General features: G+C 67.2%; 17 protein-coding genes. 6 read left to right on the forward strand and 11 right to left on the reverse strand.

The genetic code is table 11. The features are described 5' to 3' along the window. The gene (locus ACJH6J_RS17500) at nt 1-414 is read left to right on the forward strand and encodes a thioesterase family protein (protein ID WP_020102240.1); all 414 of its coding nucleotides are present in this window, start codon (nt 1-3) and stop codon (nt 412-414) included. Nucleotides 415-427: 13 nt separating this feature from the next. Then, a complete protein-coding gene (locus ACJH6J_RS17505; RefSeq protein WP_346414339.1) occupies nt 428-1,063 on the forward strand; it encodes a hypothetical protein in 636 nt (211 codons plus the stop codon). Nucleotides 1,064-1,090: 27 nt separating this feature from the next. On the opposite strand, the gene ACJH6J_RS17510 is transcribed toward ACJH6J_RS17505, so the two are convergent. Both ACJH6J_RS17510 and ACJH6J_RS17515 read right to left on the reverse strand, forming a co-directional pair. Continuing rightward, nucleotides 1,091-1,582: a pyridoxamine 5'-phosphate oxidase family protein gene (locus ACJH6J_RS17510; RefSeq protein ID WP_346414340.1), complete on the reverse strand. Its 492-nt coding sequence runs from the start codon at nt 1,580-1,582 to the stop codon at nt 1,091-1,093. Nucleotides 1,583-1,645: 63 nt separating this feature from the next. Beyond that, nucleotides 1,646-2,047 carry a nuclear transport factor 2 family protein gene (locus tag ACJH6J_RS17515; protein WP_346414341.1) on the reverse strand — a complete coding sequence of 134 codons (402 nt, stop codon included), beginning with the start codon at nt 2,045-2,047 and terminating at the stop codon, nt 1,646-1,648. An 87-nt stretch (nt 2,048-2,134) separates the two neighbouring features. Between ACJH6J_RS17515 and ACJH6J_RS17520 the strand changes: the two genes are divergently transcribed. Next, a complete protein-coding gene (locus tag ACJH6J_RS17520) occupies nt 2,135-2,725 on the forward strand; it encodes a helix-turn-helix domain-containing protein (RefSeq protein WP_346414342.1) in 591 nt (196 codons plus the stop codon). A 50-nt stretch (nt 2,726-2,775) separates the two neighbouring features. Here the strand turns inward: ACJH6J_RS17520 and ACJH6J_RS17525 are convergent, their stop codons facing one another. From ACJH6J_RS17525 to ACJH6J_RS17560, 8 genes are all read right to left on the reverse strand, one after another. Further along, complete coding sequence (locus tag ACJH6J_RS17525) at nt 2,776-3,441, reverse strand: cyclase family protein (RefSeq protein WP_406776065.1); 666 nt, start codon at nt 3,439-3,441, stop codon at nt 2,776-2,778. A gap of 33 nt (nt 3,442-3,474) precedes the next feature. Then, nucleotides 3,475-4,398, reverse strand: coding sequence for an SDR family NAD(P)-dependent oxidoreductase (locus ACJH6J_RS17530; protein WP_346414346.1), 924 nt, complete (start codon nt 4,396-4,398; stop codon nt 3,475-3,477). Beyond that, nucleotides 4,395-5,972 carry an NAD(P)/FAD-dependent oxidoreductase gene (locus tag ACJH6J_RS17535; RefSeq protein WP_346414347.1) on the reverse strand — a complete coding sequence of 526 codons (1,578 nt, stop codon included), beginning with the start codon at nt 5,970-5,972 and terminating at the stop codon, nt 4,395-4,397. Before ACJH6J_RS17535 ends, ACJH6J_RS17530 begins: the two co-directional genes overlap by 4 nt. Before the next feature lie 11 nt (nt 5,973-5,983). After that, on the reverse strand, nt 5,984-6,865 hold the full coding sequence (locus ACJH6J_RS17540) for a metal-dependent hydrolase (RefSeq protein ID WP_406804286.1): 882 nt from the start codon (nt 6,863-6,865) through the stop codon (nt 5,984-5,986). A gap of 24 nt (nt 6,866-6,889) precedes the next feature. Continuing rightward, nucleotides 6,890-7,771 (reverse strand): metal-dependent hydrolase, encoded by an 882-nt coding sequence (locus ACJH6J_RS17545; RefSeq protein ID WP_166428081.1) that lies wholly within the window; start codon nt 7,769-7,771, stop codon nt 6,890-6,892. A 141-nt stretch (nt 7,772-7,912) separates the two neighbouring features. After that, the gene (locus tag ACJH6J_RS17550) at nt 7,913-8,620 is read right to left on the reverse strand and encodes a TetR/AcrR family transcriptional regulator (protein WP_064860157.1); all 708 of its coding nucleotides are present in this window, start codon (nt 8,618-8,620) and stop codon (nt 7,913-7,915) included. 3 nt (nt 8,621-8,623) lie between these two features. Next, nucleotides 8,624-10,192, reverse strand: coding sequence for an alpha-amylase family glycosyl hydrolase (locus ACJH6J_RS17555; RefSeq protein ID WP_064860158.1), 1,569 nt, complete (start codon nt 10,190-10,192; stop codon nt 8,624-8,626). Next, nucleotides 10,192-10,596, reverse strand: a complete 405-nt coding sequence (locus ACJH6J_RS17560) for a globin (RefSeq protein WP_061005413.1) — start codon at nt 10,594-10,596, stop codon at nt 10,192-10,194. Before ACJH6J_RS17560 ends, ACJH6J_RS17555 begins: the two co-directional genes overlap by 1 nt. A gap of 133 nt (nt 10,597-10,729) precedes the next feature. On the opposite strand from ACJH6J_RS17560, the gene ACJH6J_RS17565 reads away from it, so the two are divergent. The 3 genes from ACJH6J_RS17565 to ACJH6J_RS17575 all read left to right on the forward strand — a co-directional run bounded on the left by ACJH6J_RS17565 (nt 10,730) and on the right by ACJH6J_RS17575 (nt 12,137). Beyond that, complete coding sequence (locus tag ACJH6J_RS17565) at nt 10,730-11,380, forward strand: HNH endonuclease (RefSeq protein ID WP_064860159.1); 651 nt, start codon at nt 10,730-10,732, stop codon at nt 11,378-11,380. 63 nt (nt 11,381-11,443) lie between these two features. Next, on the forward strand, nt 11,444-11,674 hold the full coding sequence (locus ACJH6J_RS17570; RefSeq protein ID WP_029105398.1) for a hypothetical protein: 231 nt from the start codon (nt 11,444-11,446) through the stop codon (nt 11,672-11,674). After that, nucleotides 11,661-12,137 (forward strand): DUF5130 domain-containing protein, encoded by a 477-nt coding sequence (locus ACJH6J_RS17575; protein ID WP_061005416.1) that lies wholly within the window; start codon nt 11,661-11,663, stop codon nt 12,135-12,137. The genes ACJH6J_RS17570 and ACJH6J_RS17575 overlap by 14 nt, the downstream gene beginning before the upstream one ends. A 129-nt stretch (nt 12,138-12,266) precedes the next feature. Here ACJH6J_RS17575 and ACJH6J_RS17580 read toward each other — a convergent pair whose 3' ends face one another. Further along, nucleotides 12,267-13,487 (reverse strand): alkane 1-monooxygenase, encoded by a 1,221-nt coding sequence (locus ACJH6J_RS17580; RefSeq protein ID WP_133427206.1) that lies wholly within the window; start codon nt 13,485-13,487, stop codon nt 12,267-12,269. Between the last annotated feature and the right edge of the window lie 375 nt (nt 13,488-13,862).

Below are 13,862 nucleotides of genomic sequence, written 5' to 3' on the forward strand. Positions count from 1 at the left end.
GTGACTGAACGCTTCACGACGCCGGTGCCGGTGCGCTGGTCGGACATCGACATGTATCAGCATGTCAACCACGCCACCATGGTGACCATCCTCGAGGAGGCGCGGGTGCCGTTCCTCACCGAGCCCTTCGCCGAGGACGTCGCCACCACCGGCCTGCTGATCGCCGAGGTCAACGTGAAGTACAAGGACCAACTGCGCCTTGTCGATTCACCACTGCAGGTGACCATCTGGACCAACCGGCTGCGTGCCTGCGACTTCACGCTGGGCTATGAGGTGCGGTCGGCGCAGGCCGATCCGGATTCCAAGCCGGCCGTGATCGGGGAGACCCAACTGGCCACCTTCAACATCGAGCGACAGATGCTGGTGCGCATCGCCCCGCATCAGCGGGAGTACCTGCAGCGTTTCGCGCGATGAGCAGGGTGCACCGATGAGCGAGCGGGGTATCTGGCTTGCCGACGCCGCCCAGGCGCAGAACCTGGCCACCTTCGTCGAGCGCGTGCTGCGTCTCGACGAGGCAGCCGTGGTGCGGTTGCGGGCGCGCGGCGAGGGCGTCGTCGTTGCCTGGGCGGCAACAGGTTTCGAGGTGCTGGCCGCGCGTGTGGTGAACGGGCGGGTGTCGCCGTCCGACCTCAGCGCCGGGGCCGACGCGTTGAGTCGCGAGCTGCCCGGCTCGGGCCGGATCGATCCGGGATTCGCGATGGACTCGGCGTGGCGTGGCGCGTTGCCGCCCGACGACGGCTTCAGCCACCTCGATGATGTGCCGGCGGCCGCGGTGCTCGAGCTGTTCCAGCGCGGCGTCGAATTGGCCAAGGAACACAGCGGGCCGCAAGGTCCGCCGCCGTCACTGCTGGACCAGGACGTCCTCACCGTCAGCGCCGGTGACACCGAGGTGGGCATCCCCATGCGGTGTGTATTCGCCTTGACCGCCATGGGTTTCGTACCCGATCCGCTGCCCGAGAACGAGGTGGTCCGGGTCCGGGTGCATCCGACGTGGCTGCGCATCGACGCGCGGTTCGGATCGGTGTACCGCCGCCGTGGTGGCCCGATCCTGCTGTCGCCCTAGGGCTGGGCTGGATCGGGCAAGCGCGAATCAGTGCTTGCGGACGACGTGCTCGGCTTTACCGGGCTTCCACACCGTGATGTCGAGGTGTCCGTCTGCCACTTCGACCGCGGACGCCCCGACCAGGTTGGCGCGATAGCAGTGCTCGAACTCCTGGCCGCGGATGTCGAAGCCGGTCTGTTCGTACAGTGCCTCGGCGAACCGCCGGTGCAGGGCCTTGTCCTGCACGTCCTCCACGACACCCCACAACTTCGCATCGCCATCACCGACGTGGGTGTCGACCGTCGCGGTGTGCAGGCAGAAGCGCGGATCACGGGCGAGGTCGTCGAACTTCGTGGTGTGCGGCATGCCCGAGATCCACAGTTCGTCTTCGAAGAACCGTGGCTCCATGGGGCTGATGCGCGGAAATCCGTCCGAGCGCAGCGTGCCCAGCATGCACAGGTTCCCGGTGGCGGTATGTCGGCGGACGAAGGTGGTTGCGATTCGCGGCGCGACGTCCGCGAACTCTTTCCAACTGGTCATGTTCGCGACGGTAGTCCGCGGCGCGCGGCCTGAAAACCCTCCAGAGGACTCAGTCCAGATCCGTCAGCTCGCAACGAGAGCGTCGTGCCAGCGTTGGGTATCGGTGATCTGGACCAGTCCGACGACCTTGCCGTCCCGGATGGTGATGTCGTGGACGAACGCCGCTGAATACTGCTTCCCGGTGGCGCGGCTGCTGCCTCGGTAATAACCGAACGCGATGATGCGTTCGTCGTCGATGACGACGAATTCGTCTGGCTGGGGCGTAATTTCGAAGTGGGTGGCCGCCTCGCCCCAGACCTTCGACAACATCGTCTCGGGGCTGTCGACGTCGCCGCCCAATCCGAACGGCATGCCCGCGCTGACCCGGCCGGTGAAGTCGGGGTGTAGCAACGCCGCGAGGCCGGCGGGGTCATGCGCGGCGAATGCCGCGTACAGGTTCGTCGCTATGTCGCTGGGTGTGCTCATGGTGATCTCCCTCGGGACGAAACCAGCGCGTCGGACTGGTTTTAGAGTGATTGCTCTAAAACCGTATTAGAGCATATCCTCTAATACATGGGAAGACCGCCGCGGCATTCTGCGGACGACTTCGTGGATGCCGCGATCCGGCTATTTGCCGAAGGCGGCGTGCGGGCGCTCACGATGAATGCGGTGGCCCGCGAAATCTCTGCCCCGAGTGGGTCGATCTACCACCGGTTTCCCGACCGGGCAGCACTGTTGGCTGCCGTCTGGTTTCGTACCACCGGCGACTTCCAGCGTGGCTATCTCGATGTCCTCGGGAATCCCGTCACGCCCGCCGGCGCCGTCGACGCCGCGGTCTGGATCGTCGACTGGTGTCGCACACACCTAGCGGAAGCTGTTGTGCTGCAGGCCGGGGTGCGTGCGTTCGATCCGGACGAGTGGGCGGAGGCAGCCCGAACGGATTTGGCGGTGCGGGACGAGAACAGCAAGCGCGACATCGACAAGGCAATTCGACTACTGGCCAAAACATCTGGCCGTCCTGTCGATCAGATCGCGTTCGCATTGCTCGATCTGCCGCTGGCCGCCGTCCGGCGCCATCTGCTCGCCGGCGAAGTACCGCCCAAGCGGACCGGCAAGCTGGTGCGGGACATGGTCGGGCTGCTGCTCGGCGTTGCCGGCGACTAGCCGGCCAGACTCGTCAGCGCGACGTCAAGGTTAGGCCGGCCGGTCCGCCGTCAGTCAGGGATGGTCGCGTATGCCCGGACCGGGAAGGTGCCGAACCCTTCGATCCGCGGTGGGACGGCGGTGAAGCGGGCGCCGCGGGCCGGTACCGACGCCAGGTTGGTCAGGTGCTCGACGACGTGAATCCCGTTGCCCAGCAGCGCGGTATGGATGGGCCGTCGACCTTCGGCCCCCGGGCCGGCGTCATCGATGTTGACGGAGTCGATACCGACGAGCGCGACCCCGCGGCTCACCAGGAGCTCGGTCGCGCCCTCGGAGAGATACGGCGCGTCGACGGCGTAGGCCGGGGTGCCGAAATATCGATCCCACCCGGTGTCGATCAGCACCGCACAGCCGGCGTCGATGTCATCGGGCAGCTCGGCGGCGGCGACCGCGCGTGCCGTGACGTCCCGACGGTGCACGACGATCGTCGGCAGGTCCACCAAGGTGTTCAGGTCGAGGCCGGCCAGGTCGGCGCCGTTCTCGTAACGGTGAAACGGGGAGTCGAGGTAGGTGCCGGTGTTGCCGACCATCGTGATCGCGCCGATCGCGAATTCGGTGCCGGCGGCATAGACGTCGCGGGATGCCTCGCGGGTCAGGTGGTCGCTGATCGACGGTGCCGGCAGCCCCGGATAGGTCACCAGCCCCGCACGAATGGTGTGAGACAGATCGACGAGCATGGTGGGCCTTTCCCGCGCGGTTGACGACCAACCTTAGCGAGCCGGGACGGCCTCCTTCGCGGCGGTCGACGGCGTCACCCGGTCGAGCAACGGCCCGGCCAGCTTCCCGAGCAGATCGAACGAGAAGGGCTGTGTCATGCGGCGATTGACGCCCGGTGCGAGGCGGTGCATGACATACCCGAGCCAGGCCTCGGCCCGCACGGGCACCACCGCCAGGTCATAGCTGACGGCCCGCACCACGGCCCGCGCCACGAGGCCGGGGCTCATCGGTGAGAACGGCAGCTTTTCGGCGAACTCCTGCAGTTGCCTGGTGAGACGTTGGGCCTGTGCGACGAGCGCGGGGTCCACGCCGACGGTCACCGCGCGGTCGCCGATGTTCGTGTTGATGACGCCGGGGCAGATGGCGCTGATCCCGATGCCGTACGGCCTGAGCTCCAGGCGCAGGCACTCACTGAGCATCTTGACCCCCGCCTTGGACACCGAGTACGGCGCCATGACCGGTGTCGGCGTGAACGCCGCCGCCGATGCGATGTTGACGATGTGACCACCCCGGCCGCGCTCGGCCATCTGCGCACCGAACACCCGGCAGCCGTGCACCACGCCCATCAGGTTGACGCTGAGCTGCTTGTCCCAGTCCGCCGCGGACAGTTCGAGGAACGGCCCGCCGACGACGATCCCGGCGTTGTTGACGACGACGTCGGGCACCCCGTGCTCGGTGCGAACGTCAGATGCGAAGGCCTCCCAGTCCTCCGGATCGGTGACGTCCAGCCGGGCTGCCGACACGCGGCGGCCGGCGCCTTTGATCATGGCGGCGGTCGCTTGTGCCGAGTCGAGGTCGATGTCGGAGACGACCACGTGCGCACCGCCTTTGGCGAAGCGGATCGCGGTGGCGCGCCCGATGCCGCTGCCGGCACCGGTGACGACCACGAGCTGTGGGTCCAGGCTGTTGATCTTCATCCGGCGTCCTTCGCGGTGGCTGCTACTTGGTCGGCATCGGCGGTGCCGGTCCCGTACCGATACACGTCGAGGTCGTAATGGCGGTTCTGCCAGTACATCTCGCCGTGCGTCGTCGGCCGGAACGGGGAATCACCGTGATAGTCGATGTAATACGTGTTGGACCCTGCGCAGGTGGGCGTGAACAGGACATTGCGCGCCTGCCGGCGGAGGCAGTACCGGAAATAGGCGTCATGGACTTCGTGCCGGATCTCGACCTCCCGGGCGCCGCGACGCTTGGCTTCGGCGATCGCGCGACTCAGGTGTGCCGCGGTGGCCTCGATCATCCACAGGTACGACCCGAGCACGAAGCCGTAGGGCCCGGTGATCATGAACATGTTCGGGAAGCCGGGTACGGACACGCCCTGATAGGCCTGAAAACGATTGACCGCCCAGAACTCCGCGGCATCGAGCCCGTCGCGGCCGACGACGGGGAAGGGCGGCACCGAATCCCGTTCCCACAGTTTGAATCCGGTCGCGCAGATGAGGACGTCCACCTGGTGCTCGACACCGTCGGTGGTCACCACGCCGGTCTCGGTGATGCGCTCGATGGCGTCGGTCACCAGGCTGACGTCACTGCGATTGAACGTCTTGAGGTAGTCGTTGGACATCGACGGGCGCTTGCAGCCCAGGCCGTAGCGGGGGATCAGTTTCTCCCGGGTCGCCGGATCGCTGACCTGGCTGCGCATCCACGCCCGCACGGGTGCTTCGGCGAGCTTGCGCGTGGCCTCGACCAGCCAACCCGGCCCGGTGAGCATTCCGCCCATCCCGATCTCGGTCGCGACGGTACCGACGGCGCGCAGCCCGGACCGCACCTGGCCGATCTCCAGCACTGCGCGGGTGATGCCGTGAATTGTGCTGTCGGGCTTGGGAAACACCCAGATCGGCGTCCGCTGGAAGACCGTGAGGTGCGCCACCTCGTCCACGATCGCCGGCACCAGTTGCAGCGACGTCGCGCCGGTGCCGATGACCGCGACCCGCTTACCGGCCAACTCGACGTCGTGATCCCACAGCGCGGTGTGCATGAGCACCCCGCCGAAATCCTGCAGACCGGGAATGTCCGGCAGTTTGGGCCGCTCGAGCCCGCCGACCGCCATCACCACGTGGCGGCCCGTGATTTCTGCGCCGCCGTCGAACGTCAACCGCCACATGCTGTTCTGCTCGTCGAACGCCGCACCGGTCACGATCGTGTTCAGCCGCAGCTTGTCGCGCAGGCCGTACTTGTCCACCATGTCGTCGGCGTAGTCCCGCAGCTCGTTGCCGGGCGCGAAGACGCGTGACCAGCCGCCGCGCTGCTCATACGAGAAGCTGTAGATGACGGATGGGATGTCCACTGCCACACCCGGATAGGTGTTGGCGTGCCAGGTGCCGCCGACGTGATCCCACTTGTCGACGATGACGAAGTCGTGTATTCCCTTGCGCTGGAGCGCGATGCTGGCGCCGATGCCGCCGAACCCGGCCCCGACGATCACCACCTCATGATCGGGCTCGTGTCGCTCCGCCGTGGCCGACCGTGCGGCCTTCGTGCTGGTGGTCATGTCCGGCCCCGCTACCGGACGTAGCCGACGAGTTCGCCGCCGGCGCCGAACAAGTCGTGTTGCCAGCGGGCGAGGAGTTCCTCGGTCGGCACGTCGTCGGGGTGGAAACCCGGGCGCAGGTACTCGGCGATCTCGCCGAGGAAGCCGCGCAGCAGAGGACCGCGGAACACCCCGTAGGTTTGGCGGAGCACCGTGATGGGTCGCGGCCATACCGTCGGGTCCAGCAGAATCGACAACGCCACCGCGGCGGTGACGACGGGGATGGTAAGGAAGTACATGAACCACATGACCGCGATGCGGGTGCGCTCGGAACCGCCCACCGACCGGTAGACGTCGAAGGCGACGGACTTGTGCTCCAGTTCCTCCATGGCGTGCCAGTTCAGCAGACGCCAGACCTCGGGATCGCCTGGGATCGCCTGGATTTCGTCGTTGGACAGCACCCGTGCGCCGAGCACCGCGGTGTAGTGCTCGGCGGCGGCGGTCATCGCCAGGTGCACCTTGGCGGGGATCAGTTTCTCGATGCGGAGCACCACCTTCTGGCGCACGCTCGTCGGGGCGAACAACAGGAACCGCACGAGGGGATAGCCCATGTCGGCGAGCTGCGTGTTCAACTTGCGGTGTTCCTGGCCGTGCACGGACTCCTGGCCGATGAATCCCGCGACGCGCTTCTTGAGCACCGGGTCGGTGATCTGGTCGGAGAAGCGGCGAACCGACCGGATGAACGACTCCTCGCCGGGCGGGAAGGAACCGGACAACACCGCCACCAGGTGGCTGAACACGATGTCGCCCTCGACGAAATGCCGGTGCAGCGGTTCGGGTTCCCCGAATTGGAACCGCATCCGCCGGACCTTGGGCAGAGCGGCCGTATGCGCGGTGATGGGGTCAGCACTCATGATCGATTCCTTCCGTCGTGGCGGCTATCTGAGGTGGTCGACGAGGATGCCGTCGGCGCCGAAGAGGGTGTCGCGCCACTGCTGGGCCAGGGCGTTGGTGTCGACGTCGTCCGGATGGAATCCGGGACGCAGGTACACCGCGAGATCGGGTACCAGGCCCTTGAATATCGGCCCGGTGAACAGGTCGTACGTCTCGCGGGCCAGGCGGACGGGCCGGCGCCGCGCCACCGGATCAGACCCGACCGAGACGGCCAGGGACACAAGGGTCACCGGCAGGAGCAGGGTGCACGCCGCCACCATGACGCCGATGCGGGTGCGCTCGGTGCCACCGACTGCGCGGTACACGTCGAAGGCGACGGACTTGTGCTCGAGTTCTTCCAGCGCATGCCAATTGAGCAGATGCCACACCTCGGGATCGGCCGGGATCGATTGCAGTTCGTCGCTCGACAGCACCCGCTCGGCCAACACCGCGGTGTAGTGCTCGGCGGCGGCCGTCAGCGCCAGGTGCACATGAGCGGGTAGTCGGTCTTCAAACCGAATCCTCTTGTCCTTGAAGGATTCTGAGTCCCACCACGCGATGGGGTAGCCCATCGCAATCAGCTTCTCGTTGAGGTGCCGATGTTCCTGCCCGTGCATCGACTCCTGGCCGATGAAGCCGGCGACCCGCCTCTTGAGGTCGGGATCGGTGATCCGGTCGGCGAATCGGCGGACCGATCGGATGAAGCCTTCCTCGCCGGGCGGGAATGCGCCCGACAGACCGGCGACGAAGTGGCTGAACACCATGTCGCCGGCGACGAAGTACTTTCGGCCGGCTTCTTCGTTGAAGCGGAAGCGGATTCGCCGGGTCCGGGGATAGACCGCCCGGGAGTTCCGCACTGACGTGTGTTGCGTACTGCGTACGGCCATGCCGCCCGCCTTTCCTCGAACATTCAGTAACTAGTACCGCGAGTTCTAGTAGTTCGAAGTTACGACGGCATGCGCCATTGCGCAAGGGTTTTGGATAATGACGTTTTCTGAGCGGCGGATGCGTTCAGAAGGACCGGCGATTCAGTCGGCGGTGCCGAACAACGCCATCTGCTCGTCGGGCGCGATGACGACACCGCGGGCAGCGGCCGCCGCCGACACCGCGCCCCAGATCACCGGGGTCAGCTGTGCGATGAGTTCGTCTTTGTCGATCGTCGGCTCGTTGAGCCAGCGCAGCACGCCGAGCGCCACGGCGCCGAGGATGGCGTCCGCCGTGTATTCCAGGTGATCGGCGTCGCCGCCGTGGGCGCGCACCATGGCCGCGAGGACTTCGGTCATCGCGGTGGACAGGTTGCGACCGTTGTCGAGCAGCTTGGTCCGGGAATGGTCGTCGCTGAAATGCGAACCGACGACGAACCGGAAGAGATTGGGCCGCTCGGCCACTAGCTCGACGTACCCGGTGAGCGCAGAACTCACGAGCTCCAGCGCCGTCGCCGTGACGTGGAAGCACGGCATGACGCGCTGCACGATCAGCTCCTGCATGCGCTCACCGACCGCGGCGAACAGGGTCTCCTTGTCGGTGAAGAAGCGATATAGCTTCGGCCGCGGCACGCCGGCGGTCTTCACGACGTCGTCGATCGACAGGTCGGGCCCGTATTCGTCGATGGCCTGCAGCGTCGCCTCGATCAGGTCGGCCTTGACCGTCGCGCGGTGCGCCCGCCAGCGGTCGGCCCGCGCGTCACCCGTCGGTGCGGACATCCGCACCGCGACACGGGTGGCATCCACGGGCATGGGCTAATCGTAAGTCAGCCAGAGGGCCGTGTCGGGTGACATTCGCCCGTCGGGCAGTGGCCCACTGGCGAGGACCACCCGGCCGGCCGGCACGTCGACCGTCGTGCTGCCCGCATTCAGCAGGCAGACGAGCCCGTCCTCGCACTGGAATGCCAGCAGCCCCGGCGCGGTCGGTAGCCACCGCACCGAACGGCCCAAAACTGTTCGGCCCCGGCGCAATTCGATGGCACGACGGAAGAGCGACAGTGTCGACTCCGGGTCCGCGGACTGTGCGGCGACGGTCAACGGCCCCCAGTCGTCGGGCATGGGGAGCCAGGTCTGCGTGGTCGACGAGAATCCGTACGGCGCGGCGTCGCCGGACCACGGCAGTGGCACCCGGCAGCCGTCGCGACCCCGTTCGGTGTGGCCGGACCGCTCCCAGACCGGGTCCTGCAGGACGTTGTCGGGCAGCTCGACGTTGGGCAGTCCGAGTTCCTCGCCGTTGTAGACGAACACCGCCCCTGGCAGCGCCAGCATCACCAGCGCCATCGCCCGCGCGCGTGAAAGGCCCTGTGCGCCACCGCCGTAACGACTGACCTCGCGTTCGACGTCATGGTTGGACAGCGTCCAGGTGGGTGGTGAGTCGGCCAGTACGGCCGCGGCCAGGGAATTCTCGATCGCCTCGCGGACGGCGGGCGCGGTGAAATCGGCTCGCACCAAACGGAAATTGAAGCCCAGGTGGAGTTCGTCGGGCCGAAGGTACTTGGCGAAGTCCTCGTTGTCGAACACCCAGACCTCGCCGACGGTGGCCGCCTCGGGGTAGTCGTCGAGCACCGTCCGGATGCCGCGGTGAATGGCGTGCACACCGTCGTTGTTGAACCGCGGGTCGTCGACCCGCGTGGCCAGCATGACGCCTTCGGGGTCGGCCATGTCGGGCAGGTCGGCCGGTTTCGCCATCCCGTGCGCCACGTCGATCCGGAATCCGGCGACGCCGCGGTCCAGCCAGAACCGCAGTGTCCGGTCCAGATCCGCGGCGATCTCCGGGTTGTCCCAATTCAGGTCCGGCTGAGCGGCGTCGAAAAGGTGCAGGTACCACTGGCCGGGCCTGCCGTCGGGTTCGGTGACCCGGGTCCACGCGGGCCCGCCGAACACCGACGTCCAATTGTTGGGTGGCAGCGCGCCGTCCGGCCCGCGTCCGTCCCGGAACAGATAACGGGCGCGTTCGGGGCTCCCCGCGCCCGCGGCCAGGGCCGCCCGGAACCACGGATGCGCCGAGCTGGTGTGGTTCGGGACCAGGTCCATGGTGACCTTGATGCCCGCCGCGTCGGCGGCGGCGAGCAACCGATCGAGCGCCGCCATGCCGCCGAACAGGGGATCGACGTCCCGCGGGTCGGCGACGTCGTACCCGTGATCGACCATGGGGGAGACCATCACCGGGTTGAGCCACAGCGCGTCGACGCCGAGTGCGCGCAGATGGTCCAGGTGCGCGGTGACGCCGTCGAGATCGCCGACGCCGTCACCGTCGCTGTCGGCGAACGAGCGCGGGTAGAGCTGATAGAAGACCGCGCGTGACCACCACCGCGGATCTGTCATCAGAACGCCGAGTTGACCATGTGCTGGGCGGCCATGTCGAAGTAGTCGAGCAGTGCCTGCCGGTGTGCGTCGTCGATGGTGTCGGGACCGATCGACGCGAGCGCGCTGTGCATGCACCGCAGCCAGGCGTCGCGCTCGAGGTAGCCGATCCGGAACGGGGCGTGCCGCATCCGCAGCCGGGGGTGGCCGCGTTCCTGGCCGTAGGTGCGGGGGCCGCCCCAGTACTGCTCGAGGAACATCCGCAGCCGGTGCTCGGCGCCGTCGAGGTCGTCCTCCGGGTACAGCGGGCGCAGGACCTCGTCGTCGCGGACCAGTTGGTAGAACCGCGACACCAGGAGTTGGAAGGTCTCCGCTCCACCGACTTCGTCGTAGAACGACCGCTGCGCCTCTGTCACGGTCGCCATTGTCCACGAGGCCGCTCGGGCGCGTGCCACGCGGGAGTCGTCACGTGAAGTTCATCGGATGGTCCAGCTAACACGCCGGGAATTCTCGTGCGATCTGCGCCGATCCGTGGTGGACTGTCACCACGGAGGACGTATGTCGCAACGGAGGAAGGTCCGCGGCCACAGACTTCACGGCGCCGCGGCGGGCTTGCCTGTGTCAAGCCCGGCACTGTCATCACCCCTGCATGCAGTCGAATCGAGTTCCGCAGAGGGATCTGTCGGCTCGCTCTGGGGCCGCCGCCGCGTCCTGCTGCTGAATTCGACCTACGAACCGTTGACCGCGCTGCCCATGCGGCGCGCCGTGATCATGGTGCTGTGCGGCAAGGCCGATGTGGTGCACGACGACCCCACCGGTCCGGTCATACACTCGGCGACCCGCGCGGTCGCCGTCCCGTCGGTCATCCGGCTGCGTAGTTATGTGCGGGTCCCTTACCGGGCCCGCATTCCTATGACGCGGGCCGCGCTGATGCACCGGGACCGGTTCCGCTGCGCGTACTGCGGCGGCAAGGCCGACACCGTCGACCACGTCGTGCCGCGCAGCCGCGGTGGCGAGCACTCCTGGGAGAACTGCGTCGCGGCGTGTGGTCCGTGCAACCACCGCAAGGCCGACCGGCTGCTGACCGAACTCGGCTGGACGCTGCACGCGGTGCCGCTGCCGCCCAAAGGCCAGCATTGGCGGCTGCTTTCGGCGGTCAAAGAGCTCGATCCGGCCTGGGTGCGGTACCTCGGCGAAGGCGCCGCCTGACATCCACGTGCGGATTGCCCCTGTCCTCAGCGTGAGCGGTGTGCGTACTGATACGGTTTGCGCGTGAGCATTGCACTTACTCATTCGCTGCTCGGTGGGGTGCCGCTGGCGCTGCTGCTGGTGCTTGGCGCGCTGTTCCTGCTGCGCAAGAGCCCGCACCCGGACACCTACAAAATGACCGACAAGTGGACCCACGCGCCGATCCTGTGGGCGGCCGAGGAACCGGCGGATCACGGCCACGGTGGCCATGACTCGCACCTGACTGTGGGAGGTGGCGCAAGTGGCAAGTGGTAGCCAGACCGAGGTCGCAAACATCGATCCGGCCAACCTGCCGTACGGCTACGCCGTCACGTACAGCGGCCGCATCTCCGGCGTCACCGAACCCGGTGAGTTGTCGGTGCACTACCCGTTCCCGGTCAAGGACCTCGTGTTCCTGGACGATGCCCTGAAGTACGGCTCGCGCGCCGCCGGCGCCCGCTTCGCCGTCTACATCGGCGACCTGGGTGCGGACACCGCCGCCACCGCGCGTGAGGTGCTGGCCACCGTGCCGACGCCGAACAACGCCGTGTTGCTGGCTGTTTCGCCGGACCAGAAGGCCATCGAGGTCGTCTACGGCGCCGAGGTCCGCGGTCGCGGTATCGAAGAGGCCGCTCCGCTGGGCGTTTCCGCGGCGGCTGCGTCGTTCAAGCAGGGCAACCTGATGGACGGCCTGATCAGCGCGGTCCGCGTGCTGAGCGCCGGCGTCTCACCCGCCTGATTTTCGTTCACCCTGCCGGGTGCGGACCACTGGTTCGCACCCGGCAGAGTGCTATCCGGGTGCGGTCGACCTGGGACTGCGGGCGTCGCCCACGCGCGCGAATGTGCCGGGCAGCAGGAGCGGCGTGGTTCAGCGCGCGGCGGGGTAGCGCTTGCGCAGCCGGGCTTCGTAGCCGGGTTGCAGCGCGGTGCGGCTGATGTCGCCGTCGTAGTGCGCCAGCACGCGGGGGTCCATCACCCGGCGCCACAACGGCGGGCAGATGGCCAGCAGCAGCATGGTGCCGTAACCGCCGGGCAGCTGCGGCGCCTCGTCGGCATGGCACAGCGCCTGGTAGCGGCGCATCGGGTTGGCGTGGTGATCGGAGTGCCGCTGCAGGTGGAACAGGAAGACGTTGGCGATGACGGTGTTGCTGTTCCAGCTGTGACCGGCGCGCACCCGCTCGTACCGGCCGTTGGGCATTTTCTGCCGCCGCAGGCCGTAGTGCTCGAGGTAGTTGACCGTTTCCAGCAGGAAGATGCCGATGACGGACTGGCCGAACAGCCACGGCACGACAACGGGTCCGAACCACACCGCCAGGACGATGAACAGGATGACGCTGAGCAGCCAGGCGTTGAGGACCTCGTTGTGCAGCGACCACTTGGACTTGTGCACGCGGGCCAGGCGGTCGCATTCCAGCTTCCAGGCCGACCGCAGGCTGCCGAGGACAGACCGGCCGATGAAGGCGTACAGACTCTCGCCGAGACGCGAACTGGCCGGATCCTCCGGCGTCGCGACCCGCACATGGTGACCGCGGTTGTGCTCGACGAAGAAGTGGCCGTAGCAGGTCTGGGCCAGGGCGATCTTGGAGAGCCGGCGCTCGGACATGCCGCGCTTGTGGCCGAGTTCGTGGGCGGCGTTGATCGCGATACCGCCGACGGTCCCGACGGCGGCCATGAGGCCGAGCTTGTCGGCCAGCGACATGGTCACCCAGCCGCCGCCGGCCCACAGCCAGCAGGCGAAGATCAGCGACAGATACTGCGCCGGCAGGAAGAGGTGCGTGGCAATCCGGTAGAACGGGTCGTCCTCCAGGCTGCGCAGGTCGCCGGGGGCTTGTTCGGCCTCGGGGCCGACGATGTGGTCGAGCAGGGGGACCAGCCCGAACGTCAGCAGCGATCCGGTCCACCAGAACGCGTCCATACCGGTGAGCCAGACCAGCAGCCACGACAGGCCGACCATTCCGGGGGTGATGGGACCCAGCAGCCACACGTAGCGTTTGGAATCGCGCCATTTGGACTTGGCGGCGGGTGCGTCGGGTGCCTCGGGCGCGTGAGGTTGCGACGCCTCCTGGCCCGCGCGCAATGCCGACAACACCCCGTATTCGTACCCGCATTCGGCCGTTTGCGCAAATACAAGTCGGTAGCCAGAGCCACTTCCTGTCCGTTTTCTCATCGTTATCCAGCAAATTGTTTGAGTCGTCAGCGCGCGGGGGTATTCGCGACTGTTGCCCGACCTCGGTCCCCGCTGTCGGGCAGCTGTCGACGGTTCGGCGCCGTTGCCATCAAACTTGCAGGTAGAGTGCCATACACGGATATGGGTGATGTACGACATACCGGGCGTCGTGCGGGTCGGACGACGCGGTCGCAGTCGGATCCCGCACAGCGGCGGAAACTGGCTCTTCATGATTGAGGGTGTAGAACGGTCAGCTGCTGTCGGCCTGTGATTGGGGTGTCTGGTTGGCTGGGTGTG

Origin of the sequence: Mycobacterium sp. SMC-18 (genome assembly GCF_045310895.1) — a bacterium.
Classification (GTDB): Bacteria; Actinomycetota; Actinomycetes; order Mycobacteriales; family Mycobacteriaceae; genus Mycobacterium.